This is a genomic window from Streptomyces sp. NPDC048018 (assembly GCF_043202995.1).
Taxonomy (GTDB): domain Bacteria; phylum Actinomycetota; class Actinomycetes; order Streptomycetales; family Streptomycetaceae; genus Streptomyces.
Genome location: NZ_JBIDBK010000002.1, coordinates 230,428 through 257,032, shown reverse-complemented (window position 1 = coordinate 257,032; position 26,605 = coordinate 230,428). Strand labels below are relative to the sequence as shown.

The following is a 26,605-nucleotide window of genomic DNA, read 5'->3' as shown; positions in this document are numbered from 1 at the left end:
ACCCCCTGGATGTCCCGTACAACGACGTACGGAACTGAGCGCGGCGCTCGCCCCACTGTCCCCGACCTGGACGACCGGGCGAGCGCCGACGCGCGTCGGGGCGACGTGCGCCGGGACGCCGGCCGCCGGGAGGCGCCGGGCACGGGCGAGGCCCTCGTCCCGGAGGCCTGTCGCCGCCGGGCCCGGCCTTCCCGTACCCTCGGCAGCCGGCACGCGATGAGGGAGGGGGCGCCCGTGGCCCTGAGTCTGCGCAAGGTCGAGGAGTCCGCACCCGGCCTGGTCGACCTGTACAAGACGGCCGGGGACTCGCTCCGGCGGCGCGGGATCGACGGGCAGCGCCTCGCCGTGTACCTCGTCGTCGACTACTCGGGCTCGATGAAGCCGTACTACGCCGACGGCACCGTCCAGGCCCTGGCCGACCGGGTGCTCGGGCTCGCGGCGCAGCTCGACGACGACGGCCGGGTGCCGGTGGTCTTCTTCTCGACGGACGTGGACGCCGAGACCGAGATCGTGCTCGGCGAGCACGAGGGGAGGATCGACCGCATCGTCGCCGGGCTCGGACACATGGGCAGGACCAGCTACCACCTGGCCATGGACGCGGTCATGGACCACTACCTCGACAGCGGGTCGAGCGCGCCCGCCCTGGTGGTCTTCCAGACCGACGGCGGGCCCGTCAACAAGCTCGCGGCCGAACGCTACGTCTGCAAGGCGGCCCGGCTGCCGGTCTTCTGGCAGTTCGTCGGCTTCGGCGATCCGGACAGCCGGCAGTTCGAGTTCCTGCGCCGGCTGGACGAGCTGCCGGTACCGGCGAAGCGCCCGGTCGACAACTGCGGCTTCTTCCACGCCGGGCGGGACCCGCGGCGGGTCCCGGACGCGGAACTGTACGACCGGCTCGTGGCCGGCCTCCCGGCCTGGCTCGCCGCCGCCAGGGCCCGGGGCATCGTGCGCGGCTGACCGCCCACGCCCGGGCTTCCGCCCGACGCCCTCGGCGAGAGGAACAACCGCCTCCGCGCCACCCGGACCCCGTCCGCGGCCGCCGGTCCGGGCCACGCAAGGGCGTCCGGCGGCCGCGGCGCACCGACGGCCCTCTCAAATCGATGGTCAGCAGCGTTCCGGCCAGGCGATAGTGACGGCATGACCTCTCTTGTGCGCCACATCACGATCGACTGCTCCGACGCCTACACCCTCGCGGGTTTCTGGGCCCAGGTCCTCGGCTCCCCGGTCTCCGACGACGACCGGCCCGGCGACCCCGAGGCCCTGGTCGCGTCGGCGGGCGCGGATCTGCTCTTCATCCAGGTGCCGGAGAAGAAGTCGGTGAAGAACCGGGTCCACATCGACCTGCAGCCGCAGGACCGCACGCGTGACGAGGAGGTCGAGCGGGTGCTCGCGCTCGGCGCCTCCCTCGTCGACGACCGGCGCCGGCCGGACGGCACGGGCTGGGTGGTGCTCGCCGACCCGGAGGGCAACGAGTTCTGCGTCGAGCGCAGCAAGGCCGAGCGCACGGAGTAATCCGGACGGAGGTTGTCGGGTATCCGGTGTCTCCTGGGACCATGGGAGACACCGCCATCACCGCCTGGGCCGCCTTCGAGGCCGCCGAACCCGAGCTCGCCGCCACCGTCCGGGAGCGCTTCGGGCAGTACACCCACCACGCCCTCGCCACCCTGCGCAAGGACGGCTCGCCGCGGCTCAGCGGCATCGAGGCCGACTTCCGGTCCGGTGAGCTGTGGCTCGGCATGATGCCGAACTCGCTCAAGGCCCGCGACCTCCGCCGCGACCCCCGCTTCTCGCTGCTCGCCAACCCCGGCGAGGGCACCTCCATGGGAGGCGGCGACGTCCGGGTCTCCGGGCGGGCCGTCGAGGTCACCGATCCGGACACCGCCTCCTGGTACGCGAAGGAGGCCGGCGCGCCGCAGCCCTTCCACCTCTTCCGGGCCGGGCTGACGGAGGTCGTGCGGACCACGGTGGAGGGCGAGGAGGTCGTCTTCCGGGTCTGGGCCCCGGGCCGGCCGGTGCGCACCCTCCGGCGCGGCAACGACGAGAGCCCGCCCCGCGAGTCCTGACCGGGGTCACGCCGTCGGGTCGAGCACCCGCGCCCGGCACCAGGACGGGCTGCCCCAGGCGTCGCGCAGGGGGCGGGCCTTGCGGAGCCACAGGGAGAGGTCCAGTTCCTCGGTGTAGCCGACGGCGCCGTGGATCTGCAGCGCGGTGGCGGCCGCCGCGTGGGCCGCCTCGCCCGCGGTGGTCTTGGCCGCGGCGAGGTCGGCCTCCGCGAGGGTGACGGCCGCCCCGAAGAGCAGGGGCCGGGCGAACTCCAGGCCGATCAGGGTGTCCGCCAGGCGGTGCTTGACCGCCTGGAAGGAGCCGATCGGCGCGCCGAACTGCGTGCGCTGCCCCGCGTAGGCCACCGTCCGGTCCAGGAGCGCCAGGCCCAGGCCGAGCGCCTGCGCGGCGGTCGCGAGGAGGGCCCAGTGCCGGGCCGTCCGCGCGGCGGCGGTCACCGCCGGCCCGGCGGCCAGGAGTTCCCCGCCCGGTGCCGGGCGCGCCAGCCGGCGCGCCGGGTCGGCGGACGCGCGCATCTCGCCGTGCCCGGGCGCGAGGCGCAGTTCCTCGCCCGCGACGGCGAACACGAGGTCGGCGGCGTCGGCGTCCAGGGCGTACGGCGAGGCGTTTGCCAGGGCCAGGGTCGCCACCGTCGTGCCCGCCGCCAGGGCCGGCAGGAAGCGCTCGGCCGGCGCGGTCTCGCCGTGTTCCGCGAGCTCCGCGAGCAGGGCGGTCACCGCGACCGTCTCCACCAGGGGGCCGGGGACCGCGTGGCGGCCCGCCTCCAGCACCGCGTGGGCGAGCTCGACGGGCAGCGGGCCGGCGCCCTCGTACGCCTCGGGGGCCGCGAGGGCGAACATCCCCGCCTTCCCGAGCCGGGTCCACAGGGCGCGTCCGGGGCCGGGGTCGCCGGCGGCCCAGGCCCGGATCGCCTTCGGCGGGTCGGCGGCCGTCAGCATCGCGTCCAGGGAGCGCGCGAAGTCGCGCTGCTCGGCGGTCGGCAGGAAGCGCATCAGCGGCGGCCCTTCGGGAGGCCGAGCAGGCGCTCGGCGATGATGTCGCGCTGGATCTCGTTGGTGCCGGCGTAGATCGGCCCGGCGAGCGAGAAGACGTGCCCCTCCGCCCACTCGGTGTCCGCCAGTTCGCCGTCCGGGCCGAGGAGATCGAGCGCCGTCTCGTGCAGGGCGATGTCGTACGTCGACCAGAACACCTTGTTGAGGCTGGACTCGGCCCCGGCGGCCCCGGCGGCCCCGGCGGCCCCGGCAACCCCGGCGGTCTCGCCGGCCGCGAAGCGCGAGGCGCCCGCCGCCGTGAAGAGCTGGTAGGCGCGGGCGCCGATCACCGCGTCCGCGACCCGGTCGCGCAGCGCCGTGTCCGACGGGTCGCCGTGCTCCCGCCACCGCCGTACGAGACGGTCCGCCGAGGCCAGGAAGCGGCCGGGGGAGCGCAGCGTGAGCCCGCGCTCGTTGCCGGTGGCCGACATGGCGATCCGCCAGCCCTGCCCCGGTTCCCCGATGACGTCCTCGTCGGGGACGAACACCTCGTCCAGGAACAGCTCGGCGAAGGCCGGTTTCCCGTCGAGCCGCCCGATGGGCCGTACGGTCACGCCGGACGCGCGGAGGTCGAACATCAGATAGGTCAGGCCCCGGTGCGGACGCCCCTCCGCCGCCGGTGCCGGGTCGGTGCGGAAGATGCCGAAGGCCCGGTCGGCGAAGGCCGCCCGCGAGGACCAGGTCTTCTGCCCGGACAGCAGCCAGCCGCCCTCGGTGCGCACCGCCCGGGAGGTGAGCGAGGCGAGGTCGGAGCCGGCCTCCGGCTCGGACCAGGCCTGCGCCCAGATCGTCTCCCCGGTCGCCATGGACGGCAGGACGCGGAGCCGCTGCTCCTCGGTGGCGTGGTCGAAGAGCGTGGGGGCGAGCAGATGGATGCCGTTCTGCGAGACCCGGCCGGGTGCTCCCGCCGCGTAGTACTCCTCCTCGAAGGCCAGCCAGCGGAAGATGTCGGCGCCGCGGCCGCCGTACTCCTCGGGCCAGGAGACCACCGACCAGCGGCCGGCGGCGAGTTCGCCCTCCCAGGCGCGGTGGGCGGCGAAGCCCTCCTCGGTCTCCAGGGACGGCAGTGGTGCGGCCGGCACGTGGGCGCGCAGCCAGGCGCGGGCCTCGGCCCGGAACTCCTCCTCGGCCGCCGAACAGCTCAGGTCCATCAGCGCACCGCCTCCTTCGCCGGCGTCACGTCCGTCCCGCCGGGCGCGTCCGCCGCGGTCGGCGCGTGGTGCGCGCGGGCGAGGCGGTGCGGCCGGGCGTGTGCCGTCGCCGCGTTCCGGTCCTCGCGGTGGCCGGGGCGGGCGCGGTGGCGGGGGAGGTCCGTCGTCACGTGCGCGACCGGACCGCACCGCTCGTACCGGACGGGATCGTCGGGCAATGTCTCATCCTTCCCTAACAAGTGTTTGGTAGGTTACCGTGCAGCCATGAGCAGCGTCGAGGAGTTCCGCACCGAGATACGCGACTGGCTCACGGTCCGGCTCGACGGCGAGTTCGCCGCGCTGAAGGGCCTGGGCGGCCCCGGCCGCGAGCACGAGGCGTTCGCCGAACGGCTCGCCTGGGAACGCCACATGGCCGCCCACGGCTGGACCTGCGTCGGCTGGCCCGAGGAGTACGGCGGGCGCGGGGCGAGCATCGAGGAGCAGATCGCCTTCCACGAGGAGTACGCCCTCGCCGACGCCCCCGCCCGCGTCAACCACATCGGCGAACAGCTCCTCGGCCCCACCCTCATCGACCACGGCACCGAGGAGCAGAAGGCCCGCTTCCTGCCCGCCGTCCGGGCCGTCGAGGAGCTGTGGTGCCAGGGCTACAGCGAACCCGAGGCCGGATCCGACCTGGCCGCCGTCCGCACCCGCGCCGTCCGCGAGGGCGACGAGTGGGTCGTGCACGGCCAGAAGACCTGGACCTCCCTCGCCCACGAGGCCCAGTGGTGCTTCGTCATCGCCCGCACCGAACCCCGCGCACCCGGCGCCCGCCCCCACGCCGGACTCTCCTGCCTCCTCGTCCCGCTCGACCAGCCCGGCGTCGAGATCCGCCCCATCGTGCAGCTCACCGGCACCAGCGAGTTCAACGAGGTCTTCTTCGACGGAGCCCGCACCCCCGCCGGCCATGTCGTCGGCGCTCCCGGCGACGGCTGGCGCATCGCGATGGCCACCCTCGGCTACGAACGCGGCGTCTCCACCCTCGGCCAGCAGGTCGGCTTCCGCCGCGAGCTGGACGCCCTCGTCGAGCTCGCCCGCACCACCGGCGCCGCCGACGACCCGCTGATCCGCGAGCGGCTCGTCCGCGCCTGGGCCGGCCTGCGCACCCTGCGCGCCAACGCCCTGTCCGGCGTCGACCCCTCCCTGGCCAAGCTCTCCTGGTCCCACTGGCACCGCGACCTCGGCGAGCTCGCCATGGACGTCCGCGGCGCCGCCGGGACCCTCGCCGCCGCGGAGCCGTACGAACTCGACGACTGGCAGCGCCTGTTCCTCTTCTCGCGCGCCGACACCATCTACGCCGGATCGAGCGAGATCCAGCGGAACATCATCGCCGAGCGGGTGCTCGGCCTTCCGAAGGAGCCCCGCGGATGAGCCCGACGCCCGCTCCCGACTACGTGCCCGGCCACGGACTGCTCACCGGCCGGACCGCCGTCGTCACCGCCGCCGCCGGCTCCGGCATCGGCGGCGCCACCGCCCGCCGGCTCCTGGAGGAGGGGGCCCGGGTCCTGGTCAGCGACACCCACGCGCGCCGCCTCAAGGAGACCGAGCAGACACTCGCCGCGGAATTCGGCGCCGACCGGATCTCCTCCCAGCCCTGCGACGTCACCGACGAGAGCCAGGTCCGGGCGCTCCACGACACCGCCGTACGGCTCCACGGCGGACTCGACGTGCTCGTGAACAACGCCGGACTCGGCGGCACCGCAGAGCTCGCCGACATGACCGACGAGCAGTGGACCCGCGTCCTCGACGTCACCCTCAACGGCACCTTCCGCTGCACCCGCGCCGCCCTGCGCCACTTCCGCGACAGCGGGACCCGGGGGGTCGTCGTCAACAACGCCTCCGTCGTCGGCTGGCGCGCCCAGGCCGGCCAGGCCCACTACGCCGCCGCCAAGGCCGGGGTCATGGCGCTCACCCGCTGCGCCGCGGTCGAGGCCGCGGCCTACGGCGTCCGCGTCAACGCCGTCGCCCCCTCCCTGGCCATGCACCCCCACCTGGTCAAGGTCACCTCCGCCGAACTCCTGGACGAGCTGACCGCGCGCGAGGCCTTCGGGCGGTACGCCGAGCCCTGGGAGATCGCCAACGTCATCGTCTTCCTGGCCAGCGGCTACTCCTCGTACATGACCGGGGAGACGGTCTCCGTCAGCAGCCGGCATCCCTAGGACCAGAATGGAAGCGTGCCAACGACCAAGAAGAAGACGCAGGTGACCGCTTCGCCCGAGCGGCGCAGGGAACTCCTCGACACGGCGGCCGAGGTGTTCGCCGCGCAGGGGTACAACGCCACCACCGTCCGCAGGATCGCGGACGAGGCCGGCATGCTCGCGGGCAGCCTCTACTACCACTTCGATTCCAAGGAATCGATGCTCGACGAGATCCTCTCCACCTTCCTGAACGAACTGTGGGCCGGCTACGACGCCGTGCTCGCCGCGGGGCTCGGCCCCCGGGAGACCATCGAGGCCCTCGTCACCGAGTCCTTCCGGGAGATCGACCGCCACCGCGCCGCCGTGGCGATCTACCAGAAGGAGGCCCGTCACCTCGCCGACCAGCCCCGCTTCCACTACCTCGCCGACTCGCAGGTCAAGTTCGAGAAGGCCTGGCTCGGCACCCTGGAGCGCGGCGTCGGGTCCGGAGCCTTCCGCGCCGACCTCGACGTCCGGCTCACCTACCGGTTCGTGCGCGACACCGTCTGGGTCGCCGCGTCCTGGTACCGCCCCGGCGGACAGCACAGCCCCGAGGAGATCGCCCGCCAGTACCTGTCGATGGTGCTCGACGGGATCGCCGTACGCGCATAGCCAGCCCGCGCGGACACCGCGCAGACACCAGGAGGAGTCGTCATGGCCGAGGCCTACATCGTCGAAGCGGTCCGCACCCCGGTGGGCCGCCGCAAGGGCGGGCTCGGCGCCGTCCATCCGGCGGACCTCGGCGCCCATGTCCTGAAGGCGCTCGTGGAGCGGACCGGCGTCGATCCCGCCGCCGTCGAGGACGTCGTCTTCGGCTGCCTCGACACCGTCGGACCGCAGGCCGGCGACATCGCCCGCACCTGCTGGCTCGCGGCCGGACTGCCCGAGGAGGTCCCCGGGGTCACCGTCGACCGCCAGTGCGGCTCCTCCCAGCAGGCCGTCCACTTCGCCGCCCAGGGCGTGCTCTCCGGCACCCAGGACCTGGTCGTCGCCGGCGGCACCCAGAACATGACCATGATCCCGATCGCCTTCGCCTCCCGGCAGGCCGCCGAACCCCTCGGACTGACCCAGGGCCCGTACGCCGGGTCGGAGGGCTGGCGGGCCCGCTACGGAGACGCGCCGGTCAACCAGTTCCACGGCGCCGAGCTCATCGCCGCCAAGTGGGGCATCACCCGGCGCGACCAGGAGGAGTTCGCCCTCCGCTCGCATCTGCGCGCGCTCCACGCCATCGACGAGGGCCGCTTCGCCCGCGAGACCGTCCCCTACGGCGACGTCACCGTCGACGAGGGCCCGCGCCGCGACACCGGTCTGGAGAAGATGGCCGCACTCGCGCCCGTCGTCGAGGGCGGCACCATCACCGCCGCCTGCTCCTCGCAGGTCTCCGACGGGGCCGCGGCGATGCTGATCGCGAGCGAGCGGGCCGTACGGGAGCACGGGCTCACCCCGCGGGCCCGCATCCACCACCTGTCGGTGCGCGGCGAGGACCCGATCCGGATGCTGTCGGCACCGATACCGGCGACCGCGCACGCCCTGAAGAAGACCGGGATGACCATCGACGACATCGACCTGGTCGAGATCAACGAGGCCTTCGCCCCGGTCGTCCTCGCCTGGCTCAAGGAGACCGGCGCCGACCCGGAGCGCGTCAACGTCAACGGCGGCGCGATCGCCCTCGGCCACCCCCTCGGCGCGACCGGCGTGAAGCTGATGACGACCCTCCTGCACGAACTGGAGCGCACGGGCGGCCGCTACGGGCTGCAGACGATGTGCGAGGGCGGCGGCCAGGCGAACGTGACGATCATCGAGCGGCTGTAGCCCCCCGCGGCTCCTCCCGTACGACATGAGGGCGGCCCGCACCCCCCTGAAGGGGCGCGGGCCCCCCGCGTACGGGAGCGTCAGCCGACGAGCCGCTCCCGCAGGCCCGCCAGGGTGCGCAGGTCCAGGCCCAGGCCGTCGGTGACGTACCGGTAGAGGCCGCCGTAGCCGGCCCGGACCTCGGCGAGGGCCGCGTCCAGGTACTCCCGGCGCACCTCCTGGAACGGGATGATCAGGTCCGGGTTCTGCATGAACCCGCCCTGCCGCAGGCCGTCTCGCACCCGGGCGTCGTACGCGGCACGGAAGGTGTTGGAGGCCAGGTAGTCCTCGGTGGCCGAGCGCTCCGGCACGCCCACGAGGGTGAGCAGCAGCCAGCTCGCCCAGCCCGTACGGTCCTTGCCCGAGGTGCAGTGGAAGAGCGCCGGGCCCGCGCCGGGGGCGGCGAGCTCGCGCAGGGTGGTGCCGAACTGCTGCCGGTTGGCCGCGCTGGTGACGAAGGTGCGGTACACCTCGGTCATGAACGCCGCGGCCCGCCCGCCGCCCAGCATCTCCTCCTGCCGGACCGGGTCGCGCGAGCCGATCGCGGCCATCAGACGCCCGTACAGACCGTTGTCGGTGACGCTGCGGGACACCGGCACGACCCCGGCCGGCAGCCGGTCGGCGCCGTCGGACGCCACCTCCAGCGGGATCCGGAAGTCGATCGCGCGGGCGAGGCCCAGCCCACCGAGCGTCGCCAGGTCGGCGTCGGTCAGCTTGCCCAGATGGTCACCGCGGCAGACCAGGCCGTAGCGGACCCGGGCCCCGTCGTAGGTGGGATATCCGCCCAGGTCGCGGACGTTCACCGCGCCCTGGAGCGGGATCTGCCGGGGGACGCCCGCCGCCCCGGCGCGGGGCCGGGCCGAGGCGGGTCGGGCGGCGACCGCCAGGAGAACGGTGGCGCCGGCGGTGCTCAGCAGTGCGCGTCTCGACAGGGACATGGCTGACTCCCTAGGCGGAGGGAAGGGAACGGAGCACGTGCGCGGCCTCGGACATGATCCGGGTGACGAGTTCCTCGCAGTTCGGCAGGTCCTCGATCACCCCCGCGACCTGTCCGGAGGCCATGACGCCGAGGTCGGTGCGGCCCTCGACCATGGAAGCCCTCAGGAGCACCGGGGTGTTGGCGGCGAGCAGGACCTGGCTCCAGGACAGGTCCCTGCCGTGGCGCATCGCCAGACCGTCGCGGACCATCGCCGCCCAGGACAGGCCGGAGAGCCGGCGGAAGCCGGCGGCCCGGCGCACGGCCTGCACCAGCGCGCCGACCCGGCCCGCCCGCTCCAGCGCGGCGACCATCTCGGTGCGCAGCATCCGGTGCGGCAGGCCGTCGACGGCCGTCGTGACGGTGACGTCCCTGACCGTGGCCGCCAGGTACATCGCCTTCACGGCGTCGGGGACGGTCGACTCGGCGGTGAGCAGGAAGCGGGTGCCCATGGCGATCCCCGCCGCCCCGTAGGACAGCGCGGCGACCAGCCCGCGCCCGTCGTGGAAGCCGCCCGCCGCGATCACCGGGATGCCGACCGCGTCGGCCACCTGCGGCAGGAGCACGGTGGTGGCCACCTCGCCGGTGTGCCCGCCGCCCTCGCCGCCCTGCACGACCACCGCGTCGGCCCCCCAGGCGGCGACCTTCTCGGCGTGCCGGCGCGCCCCGACGGAGGGGATGACGACGACACCGGCGTCCTTGAGCTCGGCGATCAGCTCACGGGAGGGCGCGAGGGCGAACGAGGCGACCCGGACGCCCTCGTCGACGATGATCCGCACCCGCTCGCGGGCGTCGCCCGCGTCGGCCCGCAGGTTCACCCCGAAGGGGCGGTCGGTGCGGGACTTCACCTCGCGGACGGCGGCCCGCAGCTCGTCGGTGGTCATGGTGGCGGAGGCGAGGACCCCGAGCGCGCCGGCGTTCGCGGTGGCCGAGACGAGCCGGGGCCCGGCCACCCAGCCCATGCCGGTCTGCACGATCGGGTGCGCGACGCCGACGAGCCTGGTGAGCGCGGTCTCCATGGCGGGTGCCGGTGCCGCCGGGGTCTCGGTCACGCCCTGACCTCGCGGTCGCGCAGCCCCCGCGGGTCGAGCACCTCGCGGATCAGCCGTAGTTCCTCGGCGGTGGGCTCCCGGGTGGTGGGCACCTCGCCGTCGGTCACGAGCGGGAAGCCGGTGGCGGCCCGTACGTCCTCGACGGTGACGCCCGGGTGCACGGACGCCAGACGCATCGTGTGCCCGGGGGTCGCGAAGTCGAGGACGGCGAGGTCGGTCACCACCCGGGGGAGGCGGTGGTACGGGCCGACGGCGTGGTCGTAACCGACTCCGCTGATCATGTCGACCCGCTCGACGAAGACCCGCGGCGAGTGCTTGGGGACCCAGTAACTGACCGGGTTGTTCAGGGTGTTGACGGGTGCGCCGCGGACCCCGAGGAGCTGGCGGGCGGGCTGCTCCCAGTCGCCGATGCAGGAGATGTTCTGGTTGCCGTACCGGTCGAGCTGACTGGCGCCCATCATCACGTGCCGCCTGCCGCCGGTGACCATGGTCAGGTGCCTGCGGTACGGCAGCCAGCCCTCCGGCCGTCCGTCGAGGCCGACGAGCAGCGCCTCGCCGTCGGTGAGCAGCAGGTCGGGGGAGAAGGTGTGCCTGGCGAGGCGGGCGCCGAGGGCCGGGATCAGGCCCATCGGGCTGGCCAGGACCTCGCCGTCGTCGCGCCAGGCCTCGGCGCAGGCCACCACGCAGTACTCGGCCCGGGTGATCACGTCGCCGGTCACTTCCGCTCCTCCGTCCGCTCGTCGTGCCAGGCCCGTACGGCGGCCTGGTAGTCGTCCTCGCTCCTGCCGGACAGGAAGCGTGCGGCGAAGTCGGTCCAGGGGGTGGTCGCGTAGAGCCTCTGGAAGGGCTCGTCGCGGTCGTGGTCGGGGACGCAGGAGGTGAAGTGCGCCCCGTTCGGGGCCTCGACGACGCCGGTGACGCTGTGGCGGGAGACGAGGAGGGTCTGCGGGACGGTGTCCGGGCCGAAGGCGTCGACCAGCCGTTCGCAGGACACGTAGGCGGTGTCGGCGGCCTCGCAGAACAGGTCGTCGAAGTACGGGTCGGGGCCCAGGTACTGGCCGTTGCCGAGCCGGTCGGCGCGATTGAGGTGGACGAGAGCGGCGTCCATGCGCAGGGCGGGCACCGCGACGAACTCCTCGCCGTCGGCGTACGGGGAGGTCACCGTGCGCAGCTCCGGATTGACCCGCATGACGTCGGAGCCGAGGCCGGCCCGCACGGGCAGGAAGGGCAGCCGGTTGGCGGCGGCGTGCAGGCCCCACATGAACATCGCCTCGTCGAGTTCCGTGAGCCGGAGGGTGCCGCGCTCGCGGGCCGCCCGGAAGTGCGGTTCGAGCGGGATCGAGTCCAGGGTGGCGAAGGGGGCGACGAGCCGGCGGATCCGGCCGGCGGCGGCCAGCAGGCCGACGTCGGGTCCGCCGTAGGAGATCACCGTGAGATCGGTGATCTCGGACCGGAGCAGCGCTCTGACCAGGGCCATCGGTTTGCGCCGGGAGCCCCAGCCGCCGATCCCGAGCGTCATGCCGGAGCGGAGCCGGCCCACCACGTCCTCGGGGGTCATGGTCTTGTCGGTCATGTCTGCGGCTCCTTCCCCGCGGCCCCGGGACCGCCGAAGGTGTCGCGGACCCGGCCGGCGACGCCGCCGAGGTTGGCCTCGAAGGTGAAGCCCTGCTCGAAGCGGTAGCTGCGGCGCACGTCGACCGGGTCGATGCCGTTGATGGCGGCCTTGGCGAGCCGGACGAGGGTGCCGTCCTTGGCCGCGATCTCGCCCGCGAGCTCCAGGGCGGCCGTGCGCAGCTCCTCGCGCGGGACCACCCGCCACACCGAGCCGTGCGCGTGCAGTTCGTGCGCGGTGACGGTCCGCGAGGTGAAGTAGAGCGCGCGCATCAGGTGCTGGGGGACCAGCCGGGCGAGGTGGGTCGCGGCGCCGAGCGCGCCCCGGTCGAGTTCGGGCAGGCCGAAGACGGCGTCCTCGGCGGCGACGATCGCGTCGGCGTTGCCGGCCAGCCCGATGCCGCCGCCCAGGCAGAAGCCGCCGACCGCGGCGACCACCGGCACCTCGCAGTCGTAGACCGCGGCGAAGGCCTCCGCGCAGCCGTGGTTGACCGCGATGAGGGAGCCGTGGCCGGGATCGCGCTGGAGCTCCTTGATGTCGACGCCCGCGTTGAAGCCGCGACCCTCGGCGGCGAGGACGACGCAGCGGACCTCCGGATCGCGCCCGGCGGTGCGGACCGCGTCGGCCAGGTCGTACCAGCCCCGCACGGGGAGGGCGTTGACGGGTGGGAAGTCGACGGTGACCAGTGCGACGCCCTTGCCGGGGCGTGAGGTGGAGACACCCATGAGCGGATCAGCTACCTTTCCACCAAACGTTTGTTAGGTGACGCTGGGAGGAAGGTAGCAGCCGATGGAGCTGGACGGGAGGGTCGCCGTCGTCACCGGGGGAACCCGCGGAGTCGGCGCGGGCATCGCCCGGGCCTTTCTGCGGGCCGGTGCCCAGGTCGTGGTCTGCGCCCGCAGACCGCCCGCCGAACCGGTCGCCGTCGCGGGCCGGGAGGCCGCCTTCGAGGCGGTCGACCTGCGCAGATCCGAGGACGTCGCCGCGTTCTTCGCCTGCGTCGCCGAGCGCCACGGGCGGCTCGACACGCTCGTCAACAACGCGGGCGGCACGCCGTACCGCCTCCTCGGCGAGGGCGGGGACACCGCGGCCGAACGGCACGCGCGGATCCTCGAACTGAACCTCACGGCCCCGCTGATCGCCTCGCTCGCCGCGTACGAGCCGCTGCGGGCGACCCGCGGCTCCGTCGTCATGATCGGCAGCGTCAGCGGCAGCCGCCCCTCGCCCGGCACCGCCGCCTACGGCGCCGCCAAGGCCGGCCTGGAGAACCTGGCCCGCTCCATGGCCGTCGAGTGGGCACCCGAGGTGCGGGTCAACACCCTGGTCCTCGGCATGGTCAGGACCGAGCTGTCCCACCTGCACTACGGCGACGCCGAGGGCATCGCCGCCGTCGCCCGCACCGTGCCCCTCGGCCGGCTCGCCGAACCGTCCGACATCGGCGAGGCCGCGGTGTTCCTCGCCTCCGACCGGGCCGGCTACGTCTCCGGAGCCTCGCTCCTGGTCCACGGTGGCGGGGAACGCCCCGCCTTCCTGGACGTCGCGACCGCCAACCGACCGTCGACAAGGAAAACCGAGGAGAACTGACATGGGACTGTGCGACGAACGCGTGGCCGTCGTGACCGGCGCCGGCCGCGGCCTCGGCCGCGCCCACGCGCTGGCCTTCGCCGCCGAGGGCGCCAAAGTCGTGGTCAACGACCTCGGCGTCGGTCTCGACGGGCGGCCCGGCCCCGACAGCCCGGCGGCCCGGGTCGTCGACGAGATCCGCGCGGCCGGCGGCGCGGCCGTCGCCCACGGCGGCGACATCGCCACCGAGGAGGGCGCGGCCTCCCTCGTGCGGACCGCGCTCGACACCTTCGGACGCCTCGACACCCTCGTCAACAACGCCGGCTTCCTGCGTGACCGGATGCTCGTCAACCTCGGCGAGGACGACTTCGACGCCGTCCTGCGCGTGCACGTGAAGGGCCACTTCCTGCCGCTCCGGCACGCCGCCGCGCACTGGCGGGCCGAGGCCAGGGCGGGCCGCCCGGTGACCGCACGGGTCGTCAACACCACCTCGGGCGCGGGCCTCCTCGGCAGCGTCGGCCAGGGCAACTACGCGGCGGCCAAGGCCGGGATCGTCGGCCTGACCCTCGTGGCGGCGGCCGAGATGGGCCGCTACGGCGTTCAGGTCAACGCCATAGCCCCGGCCGCCAGGACCCGGATGACCGAGCAGACCTTCGCGGGTCTGGCCGCGCTCCCGGAGGACGTCTCCCCGCTGGTGGTGTGGCTCGGCTCGGCCGCCTCCGCCGGGGTGACCGGCAGGGTCTTCGAGGCGGAGGGCGGCCGGCTCACCGTCATGGAGGGCTGGCGCCCCGGCCCCACGGCCGACAAGGGCGCCCGCTGGACCCCGGCGGAGGCGGGGGAGGCGGCTCGGAAACTCCTCGCGGAATCGCAGCCGCCCCGGCCGGTGTACGGGGCGTAGCAGGGGCGGCCCGGGCCGGGCGGCCGGGCCTCCGTCCGGCCCCCGCACGCCCGACGCCCCCCCTGGGCAACCCGTCTGTCGAACGGTCAGGTCCGCTCGCCTAGGCTGCTGCCCTGGCCGGCGTGACGTCGGCCGGAGTATCGGGGGGACGGGGCGGATGAAGAGCGTGACCGAGGTGTTCCAGCCACTGGAGACGGACGATCCGGTCCAGGTGGGGGGCTACCGGCTCGCCGCACGGCTGGGCGCGGGCGGGATGGGCCGGGTCTATCTGTCGCACACCCGGGGCGGGCGGCCGGTGGCCATCAAGGTCGTGCGTCCGGAGCTGGCCGACGACCCGGACTTCCGGCGGCGTTTCCGCCGCGAGATGGAGGCCGCCCGGCGCGTGCGCGGCGCGTACACCGCCGAGTTGATCGACGGCGACGCGGAGGGCGCACCGCCCTGGCTGGCCACCCTGTACGTGCCCGGGCCCTCGCTGGCGGAGGCCGTCGCCCGGAACGGGCCGCTGCCGGTCCCGGCCGTGCTGTGGCTGCTGGCCGGCGTGGCCGAGGCGCTGCAGGCCATCCACGGGGTCGGCGTGGTGCACCGGGACCTGAAGCCCGCGAACGTGCTGCTCGCCGCCGACGGCCCCCGGGTGATCGACTTCGGTATCTCGCTCGCCTCCGGCATCTCGTCGCACACCGCCACCGGCGCCGCCGTCGGCACGCCCTCGTTCATGGCACCCGAACAGGCCTCCGCGGCCGAGGTCACGCAGGCGACCGACATCTTCGCGCTGGGGCAGACGGCGGCGTTCGCGGCCCTCGGCCGGCCGCTGTACGGGGACGGCCCCGGGGTCAGTGTGCTGTACCGGATCGTCCACTCGGAGCCCGATCTGTCGCAGGTGCCGGACCAGTTGCGACCGCTGCTCGCCCGGTGCCTGGCGGCCGATCCCGCGGACCGGGTCACCGCCGCCGAGGTCGTGGACCGGTGCCGCCGCCTGCTGGGCGCGGACCTCGAGGCGGGTGTCGGACCGGCTGCGTGGCGTGAGGTCAAGGGGCCCGACCCGGAGATCCCGCCGCCGGTGGCCGAGCCCACTCCGCTGCACGTGCCGCCCCTGGGCACCTGGCCGTATCCGCCGGACGCCGCGGCCCCGGCGTCCGGTGACCTGTCGGGGGACGCCGGGGATCGCCGGGCGCGCAGGCGGCGCACCGCGCTGGTCACGGCCGCTGCCGTGACGGCCGCGGCGCTGGCGCTGACCGGTATGGCCCTGCAGGTCGGGGACGTCTTCGGCCGGCTGGCCGACCGCGCGGCGCAGGGCCCGTCCACCGGGGCGAAGCAGTCGCCCGGGCCGAGCGCTTCGGCGGGGGCCGCGTCCGCCGGGCCGGGCACCGGGAGCGACGCCCCCGGCTCCACCGCGTCCGCGTCGGGCGGCCCGTCGGCGCAGCCGACCCCCGAGCCGCACCAGGGCGTCTTCCTCGACGAGAAGAGCTCGCTGGGCATCAGGGACGGGGAGCGCCGCGAGGACCGCAAGGGGGACCTGCGGCTGGTGTGCGACCCGGGCAGGTGCGAGCTGCAGAGCGACAGCAGCGTGATGGTGCAGCTCTTCGGCCAGGAGGGGAACGGCTACGACATGTGCCGGATGATGCTCCGGAGCGCCGATCAGCGCAGTTGGCCGATGGCCTCGTTGGCGGCCGGCAGCCGCGTCTGCGTCCGGCACCCCTCCGGGGACATCGCGCTGTTCGTGGTCCAGGTGAAGTCGACGTACCTGCCGGAGACCTCGAGCGACTTCGTGACCGCCGACGTGACGATCTGGCGGCACGCCTTCGACCGGCGCTCCGCGTCCGGTCGCTGAACCGCGGCGACGGAGCGGGCGCAGATCGCGCGGCGCGTGCCGCGCAGCGGTCCGGCGGTGCCGGGGCAGGCCGCGAGAGGTCTCCTCGGGGTCGGGGCCCGCGCGGCGCGCGGCGGCCGCGGCGGGGGCGCGGGGCGCACCGGCGCGGGTCCGGCGACGGCCTTCGGATGGGCGGCGGTCGGGGCCCGCGCCGCGCCGACCGCCGGGGAGGCCGCCGGCGGGCCGTGTCCTTCGGGCGGGTCGGCCCGGGCCGAGGGGCCGGGCCTAGCGGCAGCGCGGGGTCGTCCACTCCAGCCGGGTCCTGACCCGCGGATCTCGCAGGTGCTCCAGGGCGGCGAGGGCCGTCTCGCGGGCCGGGTCGTCGGGGGCGCTGTCCGCCAGGATGCGGGCCAGGACCTCGACGGCGCGAGGGTCCTGACGGATCGCCAGACCGCGCGCCGCCTCGGCGACCGTCTCCGGGTCGGGGTCGGCGAGCCGGGCGGCCAGGGCCTCGCGCACCAGAGGGGTGTCGTCGGGCAGCTCGCCGAGGGCGAGGGACGCCCAGTCGCGGACCCGCGCCTCGGCGTCCCGGCTCAGCGTCACGAGCACGCGGGCGGCCCGCGGGTGGCCGGCCGGCACGAGACCGGCGAGGGCCGCGGCGACCTGCTGCCGCACCTCGGCCGAGGGATGCCCGGCGAGGCCGAGCAGCTCGTCCACGGCGCCCGCGTCGCCGCAGTGCCCGAGCGCGATCGCGGCGGACAGCGCGGGCTCGCGGGCGTCCGGCCGCGCCGGCCCGGGCGTGGCGCACTCCGCCGCCAGGCGGCGCAGGACCGGCACCGCGCTCTCCGTCCAGCCGGTGAGGGCGGCCAGGACGCGGGCGCCGAGGGCGCGGCGCAGCGGTTCCCGGTCGGCGCACCAGGCGGCGGCGGTGACGAAGGTGTGCTCGTCGGCGCGGTCCGCGAGCGCCGCGACGGCCGTGGTCCAGTCGTCCTGCCCGGGGTCGCCGCAGCGCAGCGCCCGCCCGGCCAGCTCCTCCGGCGGGACCCGGATCCCGAGGGCGCCCTCCAGGAGCGTGGCGATCGCGGCGTGGCCGGTCTGGCGTTCGTCGCCGCGGGTCGGTGCGCCGTCCTCGCGCAGCAGCTCGACGACCACGGTGACGCCGCCGTCCTCGGGGACGCGCCGCACCACCGCCTCGTACGTGTCCGCGGTGCCGCCGCCGCCGACGAGCCCGCGCCGCAGTACGGCGGCCATGTCGGCGCCGATCCAGCGCCTGGCCTCGTCGAGCGCCTCCTCCCACTGGTCCGCGCCGTGGTCGAGCAGCGCCCGGACGAGCGAGGCCGAGCCGCGCCGGGCGGCGGCGACGAGCGGCGTGAGCCCGTCGGGGCCGGGGCGGCCGGGCGCGGCGCCCGCCTCCAGCAGCGCCCGGGCCACCTCGGTGTGTCCGAGCCGCACGGCCCAGGCCAGGGCGGTGAAGCCGTACGCCTCCTCCTGGTCCGGCTCCGCTCCGGCCGCGAGCAGCGCCCGGACGACCTCGGTGTGACCGCCGCACGCGGCCCCGCACAGCGGCAGGTCTCCGTCGTCCTCGCCGCTCGTCCGCGCCGGGTCCGCTCCTGCCGCGAGGAGCAGCCGGACCGCCCCCGGACGGTTCGCCACGGAGGCCCGGTACAGCGCGGTCTCCCCGTCGTTCCGGGCCTCCGGGTCGTCCCCCTCCCGCAGGGCGCGGACCACCCCGTCGTCGTCCCCGGCCGTCAGCGCGTCGAACAGCTTGCTCATGCGCCGACCCTCACCCGAAGCACCCGAACGGCGCAAACGCATTGCGCCCGGCCAGCACGGTCCGTGCGGTGCGCGGGGGCCTACGGGGCGCAGTCCAGGACCGTCTCGCAGACCCCGCACCGTGCCCGCACGCGTCGCTGCGGTGCCACCCGCAGGCGTTGGCCGCAGACCGGGCAGGGGAAGACGCCGTCGCCGGTGGCGCGGGCGCGCCGGCGGGCGGCCCAGCCGGCACCGGCGAGCGGTGGCCGGCGCCAGTCGCGCGCGGCCTCGGCCCGGCCGCGTACCCAGGCCTCGTACGCGACCGCGCTGGTGAACCACGGCGACGGGTCCTCCCCGAACACGTCGGCCCGCTTGGCCAGGACGTAGCCGAACTCCTCCGGGGTCAGATAGCCGAGCTTCTGGCGGGAGACGCCGTCCTGCCGGAAGGCGTCGAGGAGCAGCCAGCCGGCGCCGAGGTAGGTGGTGACGACGTCGGTGAGGATCTCGTTCTCGGCCGTCGCCGGGAAGGAGAGGCCGAGGCGGTGCAGCAGCACGTGGGTGATCTCGTGCGCGAGGGCGGCGCCGATGTCGCGCCGGTGGGTGCGGAAGCGGTCGTTGAGCTCGACGAAGTACTCGGGTCCCGCGGTCAGTTCGACGGCGGCCGCGTGCTCCATCGCGCGGAAGCCCACCACCATGCGGGCGTCCGGCAGCCGCAGGTGCCGGACGAGGGCGCGGGCCGCGCGCTGGGCGCCGAGGTGGAGCCCGTCGGCCTCGTCGACCGCCACGTCCGCCGCCGTGACGCTGGTCCCGTAGCGCCGTACTCCGTCCGGGGAGAGTCGCCGGTAGAGCGCGGTGATCGAGGCCCGGACCGTGTCGAGGTGCGGGAACCCGCGGACCACCCGGGAGACTTCATCGCTGTGCGACACGTACGGCACGCCGGACCACCCCCTGCCGTCCAGGGTACGGGCGGTCCCGCGCCCCTCCCAGGACGTCCCTCAGCTGGCCGAAAAGGCCTTCTTGTTGCCCTTGTCGGGCGCTGCCCATAATCCGATTCGTCTTGACGGGCACATGCCATCAAGATCAACCCCCCATGAAAGAAGGCAGTCGCATGCAGAAGAACAGACTCGTCCGTGCCCTGCAGAAACTCGCCGCCGCCGGCGCCGTCGTCCTCGCGGCCGTCAGCCTCCAGCCCACCACCGCCTCCGCCGCGCCCGCACCCGTCGTCGGCGGCACCCGCGCCGCCCAGGGCGAGTTCCCCTGGATGGTCCGCCTCTCCATGGGCTGCGGCGGCTCCCTGATCACCCCTCAGGTCGTCCTCACCGCCGCCCACTGCGTGAGCGGCTCCGGCAACAACACGAGCATCACCGCCACCGCCGGCGTCGTGGACCTCCAGTCGAGCAGCGCCATCAAGGTCCGGTCGACCAAGGTCTACCAGGCCCCCGGCTACAACGGGCAGGGCAAGGACTGGGCCCTCATCAAGCTGGCTTCGCCCATCAGCAGCCTGCCCAACCTGAAGATCGCCGAGACCACCGCCTACAACAACGGCACCTTCACCGTCGCCGGCTGGGGAGCCGCCCGCGAGGGCGGCGGCCAGCAGCGCTACCTGCTCAAGGCCAACGTGCCGTTCGTCACCGACGCCACCTGCCAGTCCGCGTACGGCAGCTCCCTCGTCCCGAACGAGGAGATCTGCGCCGGCTTCTCCCAGGGCGGCGTCGACACCTGCCAGGGCGACTCCGGCGGCCCCATGTTCCGCAAGGACAACACCAACGCCTGGGTCCAGGTCGGCATCGTGAGCTGGGGCGAGGGCTGCGCCCGGCCCGGCTACCCCGGTGTCTACACCGAGGTCTCGACCTTCGCCTCCGCGATCAAGGCCGCGGCCGCCACGCTCTGACGGCGCACGCGGTACGCGACGCCCGGGGCCGGACCGGCCCCGGGCACCCCGTTCACGCGAGCCCCACCCCGTCCCCCGGCCCGCCCGCCAGCTCCAGGACCCACACCTCGTTCACGCCCTCGCGCAGCACCGGGCCCGGCACGAACAGCGACTCCTGCGGTCCCGCGTTCCAGTAGCGCCCCAGACAGAAACCGTTGACCCACACGAAGCCCCGCGTCCAGCCCGGCAGCCGCAGCGCGGCGTCACCCGGCGACGCGACCGTCACCGAGCCCCGGTGGAGACCCGGCCCGGCGTCCGCCGGCACCGGACCCCACGGCACCTTCGCCACCGCCGCCGCCTCGAACGCGTCCAGCCGCAGGCCCCGCGCCCGCACCCCGTGCAGATACTGACGCTCGTGCCGCACCCCGCCCGTGACCCCCTTCGGCTCGGCCAGCCGCGGCCCGTAGTTCACCCGGCCCAGCGACTCCACCCACAGCTCGACCACCGCGGGCCCCGCCACCGGCTCCGCCAGCTCCGCCTCCTCCGCGTCGAGCACCCCCGCCAGGACCCCGTCCACGTACACCGTGGCCCGGTCCCGCAGCCCCGACACCGCCAGCGGATACGCCTGCCGCGGACCGGGCACCTCCACCCGGTAGCGGACCAGCCCCCGGTCCACGCCGAGCTCCTCGAACGTCGGCGGCAACGGCGTGTCCGACTCCTCGTCGCCGAGTACCTCCAGGACCTCCGCCAGCGGCGCCCACTCCGCCGTCGCGCCCGCCGCCGGCTCCCCGATCCGCGCCGGCGGCTCCGGCACCTCGGCGAGCGGCCCGTCCGCGTACCGCGCCAGCACCTCGCGGAAGAGCCAGAACTTCTCCGTCGGCAGCCCCGCCTCGTCGACCGGCGCGTCGTAGTCGTACGAGGTCACCGTCGGCCGCAGCGCGCCCCCGTGCAGCCGGCCCGCCCGGTTGGCCCCCGCCCAGCCGCCGAAGCTCGTCCCGCCGTGCGCCATGTAGACGTTGACCGACGCCCCGCACTCCAGGATCTCCCGCAGCGTCGCCGCCGCGTCCGCCGCGTCCCGGCCCACCGGGGCCGTCCCCCAGTGGTCGAACCAGCCGCACCAGAACTCCATGCACATCAGCGGCCCCGTCGGCCGGTGCCGCCGCAGCGTCGCGAACGCCTCCCGCGCCCCCGAGCCGAAGTTCGCCGTCGCCAGCACCCCCGGCACCGAACCACCCGTCAGCATGTGGTCCTCCGGGCCGTCCGAGGTGAACAGCGGCACCTCCACCCCGCACGCCACCAGCAGGTCCGCCATGTGCCGCAGATACCCGGCGTCCGTGCCGTAGCTGCCGTACTCGTTCTCCACCTGCACCATGAGCACCGGGCCGCCCCGCCCGATCTGCCGCTCCACCACCTGCGGCAGCAGCCGCCGGAACCAGCGCTCCACCGGCCCCAGGTACCCGGCGTCGTCCGTGCGCACCCGCCGCCCGAGCGGCCCCGTCAGCCAGTGCGGCAGCCCGCCGTTCTCCCACTCGGCGCAGATGTACGGACCCGGGCGCACGATCGCCCACAGACCCGCCCGCGCCACCGCGTCCAGGAAACGCCCCAGCGCCGCCACGTCCCCGAACCGCCCCGGCTCCGGCTCGTACAGGTTCCACGGCACGTACGTCTCGACGCAGTTGAGACCCATCGCCCGCAGCATCCCGAGCCGGTGCTCCCACTGCTCCTCGTGCACCCGGAAGTAGTGCAGCGCCCCCGACAGCAGCCGCACCGGCCGCCCGTCGAGCAGGAAGTCCTCGTCACCCACCACGAACTGGCTGAACTCGCTCATGCGCCTCACCCTCGCCCTCTGGCGGCGGACCGGTCCATGGACAAAGATCGTCGCAGTTTGGACGTTCGGATCGAGGTCAGGGGAGGCGGCCGCGCCGTGTACCACACCTGGATGCGCTATTTCACCCCCGGCCCCGCCCACCACCGGCTCGGCCTGGTCTGCCTCGGCGTGGGACTCCAGCACGGCCCCCTGCCCACCGTCGGCCCCCGCACCCTCGACCACCACGTCGCCGTCCTCGTCAGCTCCGGCAGCGGCTGGTACCGCGGCACCGACGGGCGCCGCACCCCCGTCACCGCCCCCGCGCTGATCTGGCTCACCCCCGGCACCCCGCACCACTACTCCGCCGACCCCGGCAGCGGCTGGGACGAGTCCTTCGTCGACTTCACCGGACCCGCCACCGCCACCTACACCGAACTCGGCTACATCGAACCCGACCGGCCCGTCGTGCCCCTCGCCGACGCCGCCCCCGCCCGCGCCGTCATCGCCCGCATCGCCCGCGCCGCCCGCCCCGGCAACCCCCTCCTGGAGGTCGAGACCGGCGCCGCCGTCCACGAACTCCTCGTCACCCTGCGGCGCGCCCGCGCCGACACCAACGCCGACGGCGACCCCGTCCTCGCCGCCCTCGCCCGCGACGCCTTCCGGCGCCTCTCCGTCGCCGAGCACGCCGCCCGGCACGGCATGACCCCCGCCGAGCTGCGCACCGCCGTCCGCCGCACCGCCGGCTGCAGCCCCAAGGACTACCTGCTCACCGTGCGCCTCGGCCGGGCCAAGGAACTCCTCGCCGCCACCGACCTGCCCGTCGCCGCGGTCGCCCGCCGCGTCGGCTACGACGACCCCGCCTACTTCTCCCGGCTGTTCACCCGACGGGTCGGCAGCGCCCCCGTCCGCTTCCGTGAGCAGCAGGGCAGGACCGTGCCGGGCGGCTGGAGCCACACCGTTCCGGATCCCGAACACCCGCCGACCCTCCCCGGCGGATCCGGATAGGCTCGCGCATCATGAGCGACGACATCGACGAGTCCGTACGGGCCGACCTGACCCGACTGCGCGAGAGCATCGACAACATCGACGCAGCGGTGGTCCACATGCTCGCCGAGCGCTTCAAGTGCACCCAGCAGGTCGGCGTCCTCAAGGCGGAGCACAACCTGCCGCCCGCCGACCCGGCCCGCGAGGCCCGCCAGATCGCCCGGCTGCGGGAACTCGCCGAGAGCGCGAAACTGGATCCGGCGTTCGCGGAGAAGCTGCTCAACTTCATCATCGCGGAGGTCATCCGCCACCACGAGACGATCGCGGACGGAGCACGCTGATGGCGCGCGTCACCGTATTCACCCTGGGGGGCACCATCTCCGCGCGGGGCGGTGACGCGACCCGCATGTCCGGCGCCGAGGTGCTCGCCGAGCTCGGTGCCGGCGTCTCCGGCCCCTCCGGCATCGACGTCGAGCTCAGGGACTTCCGGCGGGTCCCCAGCTCCTCCCTCTCCTTCGAGGACCTGACCGCCCTCGCCGACGAGGTCGCCGCGACCGTCGCCGCCGGCTCCGGCGTGGTCGTCGTCCAGGGCACCGACACCCTGGAGGAGACCGCCTTCCTGCTCGACCTGGTGTGCACCACCGAGCAGCCCGTCGTCGTCACCGGCGCCATGCGCCGCCCCGACCTGCCCGGCGCCGACGGCCCCGCCAACCTGGCCGCCGCCCTCGCCGTCGCCGCCGACCCCGCCTGCCGCGACCTCGGCGTCCTCGTCGTGCTCGCCGACGAGATCCACGCCGCCCGCTTCGCCCACAAGGCCCACACCACCTCCGTCGCCACCTTCACCTCGCCCGGCGCCGGCCCCCTCGGCGTCGTCGTGGAGGGCGAGCCGCGGATCCTGCTCCGCCCCGCCGTCCCCAGCCGGCTCTGCCCGCTCCGCCTCGACCCCTCCGTACGGGTGGCCCTGCTGACCCTCTCCCTCGGCGACCGCGGCGACCTCCTCGAACTCGTCACGGAACGACCCGAGCGCTACGACGGCCTGGTCGTCGCCGCCTTCGGCGCCGGCCACGTCCCCGCCTGGTTCGTCGAACCCCTCGCCGCCCTCACCGCGCGCATGCCCGTCGTCCTCGCCTCCCGCACCGGCGCCGGCGCGACCCTCTCCCACACGTACCGGGGCCCCGGCTCCGAGCACGACCTGCTGCACCGCGGCCTCGTCCCGGCCGGCCCCCTCGCCCCGGTCAAGGCCCGGCTGCTGCTGCACGCCCTGCTCTCCAGCGGCGCCAGAGGACCCGCCGGCTACGACCGGCCCCGGATCTCCGCCGCCTTCGCCCACCTCGACGGCGCCGGACTCGCCTGAGAGCACCTCCGGGGGGATCTTCCGGACGCGCCCGGGGGATCTCCTGAGCTCTCGGTGAACGCCCCTCCCCGGTCCCGCGGGGCATCAGGCAGCATGGGCCCCATGTCCGTACTGACGCGCGACGAAGCGCAGACCCGTGCCCAGCTCCTCGACGTCCACCACTACACCGTGGACCTCGACCTCACGACCGGCGACGAGACCTTCGAGTCCACCAGCCTCATCCGGTTCACCGCCCGCGCCGCCGGGGACACCTTCGTCGAGCTCAAGCCGGACGCCCTCCACTCCGCCGTCCTCGACGGACAGCCGCTGGACACCGAGGCCCTCGACGGCAACCGGCTCCCGCTCACCCTCACCGAGGGCGAGCACACCCTGAGCATCGCCGCCACCATGCGCTACTCGCGCACCGGCGAGGGCATGCACCGCTTCACCGACCCCACCGACGGCGAGACCTACGTCTACACCCAGCTGTTCATGGAGGACGTCCAGCGCGTCTTCGCCGCCTTCGACCAGCCCGACCTCAAGGCCGTCTTCGAGGTCGGCGTCACCGCCCCCGAGGGCTGGACCGTCCTCGCCAACGGCATCACCGAGCAGCAGGCGGACGGGCGCTGGAAGGCCGCCCCCACCCCGCTGCTCTCCACCTACTTCGTGTGCGTCGCCGCCGGACCCTGGCACTCCGTCCGCACCGAGCACGCCGGCCTGCCCTTCGGCATCCACTGCCGCCGCTCGCTCGCGCCCCACCTCGACGCCGACGCCGACGAGATCCTCGACATCACCAGGGCCTGCTACGACCGCTACCACGAGAAGTTCGACGAGCCGTACCCCTTCGACTCGTACGACCAGGCCTTCGTGCCCGAGTTCAACGCCGGCGCCATGGAGAACCCCGGACTCGTCACCTTCCGCGACGAGTTCGTCTTCCGCTCCGCCGTCACCGACACCGAGCGGATGACCCGCGCCATGGTCATCGCCCACGAGATGGCCCACATGTGGTTCGGCGACCTCGTCACCCTGCGCTGGTGGGACGACATCTGGCTGAACGAGTCCTTCGCCGAGTACATGGGCTTCCAGACGGTCAACGAGGCCTGCGCCGATCTCTTCGCCGACACCTGGATCGACTTCGGCGTCACCCGCAAGTCCTGGGGCTACGAGGCCGACCAGCGGCCCTCCACCCACCCCGTCGCCCCCGACCCGGACGCCGTCCCCGACACCGCCTCCGCGCTGCTCAACTTCGACGGCATCTCCTACGCCAAGGGCGCCTCCGCGCTGCGGCAGCTCGTCGCCTGGATGGGGGAGAAGGACTTCCTCGCCGGCATCAACATCCACTTCAAGCGGCACAGATTCGGCAACGCCACCCTCGCCGACTTCATCGACAACCTCGCCGCCGCCACCGACCGCGACGTCCACGGCTGGGCCGAGCAGTGGCTGCGCACCACCGGCGTCGACATCCTCACCCCGCGCCTGGAGGGCGAGGGCCGGCACTGGCGCCTCACCGTCGACCGCGACGGCAGCCGGCCGCACCGCCTCGCCGTCGGCATCTACGACCGCGACCCCGCCGGCGACCTCGTCCTGCGCGAACGCCCCTGGGTGGACGTGCCGCAGCAGGCCCCGCTGGAGCTCGACGGCCCCCGCCCCGCGCTCGTCGTCCTCAACGACGGCGACCTCACCTACGCCAAGATGCGCTTCGACGAGGTGTCCGAGGAGAGCGCCCTGCGCGCCCTCTCCCGCATCCCCGACCCCCTCACCCGCGCCGTCGTCTGGAACGCGCTGCGCGACATGGTCCGCGACGGCGAACTGGAGCCCGCCGCCTACCTGGAGACCGCCCTCGCCCACCTCCCCGAGGAGACGGACCTCGCGCTCGTCCAGGGCGTCCTCGGCTTCGCCCGCACGCAGATCGCCGACCGCTACGCCTCCGCGGCCGAACGCCCCGCCGCCCTCGCCACGATCTGCGAGATCGCCCGCGCCCTGATGCGCCGCACCGAGGACGGCGACGCACCCGGCCTGCGCCTGACCGCCGTCCGCACCTACATCGACAGCGCCACCACCCCCGACAAGATCGCCTCCTGGCTCACCGACGGCACCGTCCACGGCGGCCCCGAGCTCGACCCCGAGCTGCGCTGGCGCATCCTCGCCCGGCTCGCCGTCCTCGGCGCCACCGACGAGGCCGCCATCGCCGCCGAACTCGACCGCGACCCGAGCGCCACCGGCCGGGAGGGCGCGGCCCGCTGCCGCGCCGCCCTGCCCACGGCGGAGGCGAAGGCGGCCGCCTGGGCCGCCATGTTCGCCTCCGACGACCTGTCCAACTACCTCTTCACCGCCACCGCCCAGGGCTTCTGGAAGCCCGAACAGGGCGACCTCGTACGGGAGTACGTGGCCCGCTACTACCCCGACGCCATCGCCATGGCCGGACGCCGCAGCCCCGCCATGGCCGAGGCCGCCGGTCGCTGGGCCTTCCCGTCCTACGCGGTCGACGCGGAGTCCCTGGCCCTCGGCGAACGCCACCTCACGCACGACGAGATGACCCCGGCCCTCCACCGCAAGCTCGTCGACCAACTCGACGACCTGCGCCGCGCACTGCGGGTGCGGGGGGAGGACGCCTGAGGCCCGTCCTTCGGAACAGGCCGGG

26 protein-coding genes are annotated in these 26,605 nt (G+C 74.7%); 15 read left to right on the top strand and 11 right to left on the bottom strand.

Annotated elements, in window-relative coordinates; genetic code table 11:
• Positions 1-216: 216 nt before the first annotated feature.
• From ACGF1Z_RS07005 to ACGF1Z_RS06995, 3 genes are all read left to right on the top strand, one after another.
• Complete coding sequence (locus ACGF1Z_RS07005) at positions 217-954, top strand: VWA domain-containing protein (RefSeq protein ID WP_393002409.1); 738 nt, start codon at positions 217-219, stop codon at positions 952-954.
• 180 nt (positions 955-1,134) lie between these two features.
• Positions 1,135-1,509: a VOC family protein gene (locus tag ACGF1Z_RS07000; protein ID WP_393000809.1), complete on the top strand. Its 375-nt coding sequence runs from the start codon at positions 1,135-1,137 to the stop codon at positions 1,507-1,509.
• Positions 1,510-1,550: 41 nt separating this feature from the next.
• A complete protein-coding gene (locus ACGF1Z_RS06995) occupies positions 1,551-2,060 on the top strand; it encodes a pyridoxamine 5'-phosphate oxidase family protein (RefSeq protein ID WP_393000807.1) in 510 nt (169 codons plus the stop codon).
• Positions 2,061-2,066: 6 nt separating this feature from the next.
• Here ACGF1Z_RS06995 and ACGF1Z_RS06990 read toward each other — a convergent pair whose 3' ends face one another.
• The 3 genes from ACGF1Z_RS06990 to ACGF1Z_RS06980 are packed head-to-tail and all read right to left on the bottom strand — an operon-like array spanning position 2,067 to position 4,461.
• Complete coding sequence (locus ACGF1Z_RS06990) at positions 2,067-3,053, bottom strand: acyl-CoA dehydrogenase family protein (RefSeq protein ID WP_393000805.1); 987 nt, start codon at positions 3,051-3,053, stop codon at positions 2,067-2,069.
• A complete protein-coding gene (locus ACGF1Z_RS06985) occupies positions 3,053-4,243 on the bottom strand; it encodes an acyl-CoA dehydrogenase family protein (RefSeq protein WP_393000803.1) in 1,191 nt (396 codons plus the stop codon). The genes ACGF1Z_RS06990 and ACGF1Z_RS06985 overlap by 1 nt, the downstream gene beginning before the upstream one ends.
• Positions 4,243-4,461 (bottom strand): hypothetical protein, encoded by a 219-nt coding sequence (locus ACGF1Z_RS06980; protein WP_393000801.1) that lies wholly within the window; start codon positions 4,459-4,461, stop codon positions 4,243-4,245. Before ACGF1Z_RS06980 ends, ACGF1Z_RS06985 begins: the two co-directional genes overlap by 1 nt.
• A 46-nt stretch (positions 4,462-4,507) precedes the next feature.
• Between ACGF1Z_RS06980 and ACGF1Z_RS06975 the strand changes: the two genes are divergently transcribed.
• The 4 genes from ACGF1Z_RS06975 to ACGF1Z_RS06960 are packed head-to-tail and all read left to right on the top strand — an operon-like array spanning position 4,508 to position 8,271.
• A complete protein-coding gene (locus ACGF1Z_RS06975; protein ID WP_393000799.1) occupies positions 4,508-5,653 on the top strand; it encodes an acyl-CoA dehydrogenase family protein in 1,146 nt (381 codons plus the stop codon).
• Positions 5,650-6,441 carry an SDR family oxidoreductase gene (locus ACGF1Z_RS06970; protein WP_393000797.1) on the top strand — a complete coding sequence of 264 codons (792 nt, stop codon included), beginning with the start codon at positions 5,650-5,652 and terminating at the stop codon, positions 6,439-6,441. The genes ACGF1Z_RS06975 and ACGF1Z_RS06970 overlap by 4 nt, the downstream gene beginning before the upstream one ends.
• A gap of 15 nt (positions 6,442-6,456) precedes the next feature.
• A complete protein-coding gene (locus tag ACGF1Z_RS06965) occupies positions 6,457-7,071 on the top strand; it encodes a TetR/AcrR family transcriptional regulator (RefSeq protein ID WP_393000795.1) in 615 nt (204 codons plus the stop codon).
• A 42-nt stretch (positions 7,072-7,113) separates the two neighbouring features.
• A complete protein-coding gene (locus ACGF1Z_RS06960; protein ID WP_393000793.1) occupies positions 7,114-8,271 on the top strand; it encodes an acetyl-CoA C-acetyltransferase in 1,158 nt (385 codons plus the stop codon).
• Between the two features lie 80 nt (positions 8,272-8,351).
• Here the strand turns inward: ACGF1Z_RS06960 and ACGF1Z_RS06955 are convergent, their stop codons facing one another.
• From ACGF1Z_RS06955 to ACGF1Z_RS06935, 5 genes are read right to left on the bottom strand one after another with little or no spacing between them, the layout of a single operon-like run.
• Positions 8,352-9,248 (bottom strand): tyrosine-protein phosphatase, encoded by an 897-nt coding sequence (locus ACGF1Z_RS06955; RefSeq protein WP_393000791.1) that lies wholly within the window; start codon positions 9,246-9,248, stop codon positions 8,352-8,354.
• 10 nt (positions 9,249-9,258) lie between these two features.
• Positions 9,259-10,305: an NAD(P)H-dependent flavin oxidoreductase gene (locus ACGF1Z_RS06950; protein ID WP_393002407.1), complete on the bottom strand. Its 1,047-nt coding sequence runs from the start codon at positions 10,303-10,305 to the stop codon at positions 9,259-9,261.
• Between the two features lie 29 nt (positions 10,306-10,334).
• Entirely contained in the window at positions 10,335-11,045 is a 711-nt protein-coding gene (locus ACGF1Z_RS06945; protein ID WP_393002405.1) for a CoA-transferase subunit beta, read from the bottom strand.
• 8 nt (positions 11,046-11,053) lie between these two features.
• The gene (locus ACGF1Z_RS06940; RefSeq protein WP_393000789.1) at positions 11,054-11,911 is read right to left on the bottom strand and encodes a CoA transferase subunit A; all 858 of its coding nucleotides are present in this window, start codon (positions 11,909-11,911) and stop codon (positions 11,054-11,056) included.
• Positions 11,908-12,675: an enoyl-CoA hydratase family protein gene (locus ACGF1Z_RS06935; protein WP_393000787.1), complete on the bottom strand. Its 768-nt coding sequence runs from the start codon at positions 12,673-12,675 to the stop codon at positions 11,908-11,910. Before ACGF1Z_RS06935 ends, ACGF1Z_RS06940 begins: the two co-directional genes overlap by 4 nt.
• Positions 12,676-12,739: 64 nt before the next feature.
• Between ACGF1Z_RS06935 and ACGF1Z_RS06930 the strand changes: the two genes are divergently transcribed.
• From ACGF1Z_RS06930 to ACGF1Z_RS06920, 3 genes are all read left to right on the top strand, one after another.
• Positions 12,740-13,534: an SDR family oxidoreductase gene (locus ACGF1Z_RS06930; RefSeq protein WP_393000785.1), complete on the top strand. Its 795-nt coding sequence runs from the start codon at positions 12,740-12,742 to the stop codon at positions 13,532-13,534.
• Position 13,535: 1 nt separating this feature from the next.
• Positions 13,536-14,411, top strand: coding sequence for an SDR family oxidoreductase (locus tag ACGF1Z_RS06925; protein WP_393000783.1), 876 nt, complete (start codon positions 13,536-13,538; stop codon positions 14,409-14,411).
• Positions 14,412-14,568: 157 nt separating this feature from the next.
• Positions 14,569-16,239: a serine/threonine-protein kinase gene (locus tag ACGF1Z_RS06920; protein ID WP_393000781.1), complete on the top strand. Its 1,671-nt coding sequence runs from the start codon at positions 14,569-14,571 to the stop codon at positions 16,237-16,239.
• A 264-nt stretch (positions 16,240-16,503) separates the two neighbouring features.
• On the opposite strand, the gene ACGF1Z_RS06915 is transcribed toward ACGF1Z_RS06920, so the two are convergent.
• The gene (locus tag ACGF1Z_RS06915; RefSeq protein ID WP_393000779.1) at positions 16,504-17,991 is read right to left on the bottom strand and encodes an ankyrin repeat domain-containing protein; all 1,488 of its coding nucleotides are present in this window, start codon (positions 17,989-17,991) and stop codon (positions 16,504-16,506) included.
• Positions 17,992-18,071: 80 nt separating this feature from the next.
• Complete coding sequence (locus tag ACGF1Z_RS06910; RefSeq protein ID WP_393002403.1) at positions 18,072-18,896, bottom strand: hypothetical protein; 825 nt, start codon at positions 18,894-18,896, stop codon at positions 18,072-18,074.
• Between the two features lie 182 nt (positions 18,897-19,078).
• Between ACGF1Z_RS06910 and ACGF1Z_RS06905 the strand changes: the two genes are divergently transcribed.
• Positions 19,079-19,861 (top strand): S1 family peptidase, encoded by a 783-nt coding sequence (locus tag ACGF1Z_RS06905; protein ID WP_393000777.1) that lies wholly within the window; start codon positions 19,079-19,081, stop codon positions 19,859-19,861.
• Between the two features lie 52 nt (positions 19,862-19,913).
• Here ACGF1Z_RS06905 and ACGF1Z_RS06900 read toward each other — a convergent pair whose 3' ends face one another.
• A complete protein-coding gene (locus ACGF1Z_RS06900; protein WP_393000775.1) occupies positions 19,914-21,668 on the bottom strand; it encodes a beta-galactosidase family protein in 1,755 nt (584 codons plus the stop codon).
• 96 nt (positions 21,669-21,764) lie between these two features.
• On the opposite strand from ACGF1Z_RS06900, the gene ACGF1Z_RS06895 reads away from it, so the two are divergent.
• The 4 genes from ACGF1Z_RS06895 to pepN all read left to right on the top strand — a co-directional run bounded on the left by ACGF1Z_RS06895 (position 21,765) and on the right by pepN (position 26,580).
• The gene (locus ACGF1Z_RS06895; protein WP_393002401.1) at positions 21,765-22,652 is read left to right on the top strand and encodes a helix-turn-helix domain-containing protein; all 888 of its coding nucleotides are present in this window, start codon (positions 21,765-21,767) and stop codon (positions 22,650-22,652) included.
• An 11-nt stretch (positions 22,653-22,663) separates the two neighbouring features.
• The gene (locus tag ACGF1Z_RS06890) at positions 22,664-22,972 is read left to right on the top strand and encodes a chorismate mutase (RefSeq protein WP_393000773.1); all 309 of its coding nucleotides are present in this window, start codon (positions 22,664-22,666) and stop codon (positions 22,970-22,972) included.
• Positions 22,972-23,985, top strand: coding sequence for an asparaginase (locus tag ACGF1Z_RS06885; RefSeq protein WP_393000771.1), 1,014 nt, complete (start codon positions 22,972-22,974; stop codon positions 23,983-23,985). Before ACGF1Z_RS06890 ends, ACGF1Z_RS06885 begins: the two co-directional genes overlap by 1 nt.
• A 102-nt stretch (positions 23,986-24,087) precedes the next feature.
• Complete coding sequence (gene pepN / locus ACGF1Z_RS06880) at positions 24,088-26,580, top strand: aminopeptidase N (protein WP_393000769.1); 2,493 nt, start codon at positions 24,088-24,090, stop codon at positions 26,578-26,580.
• Positions 26,581-26,605: the final 25 nt, after the last annotated feature.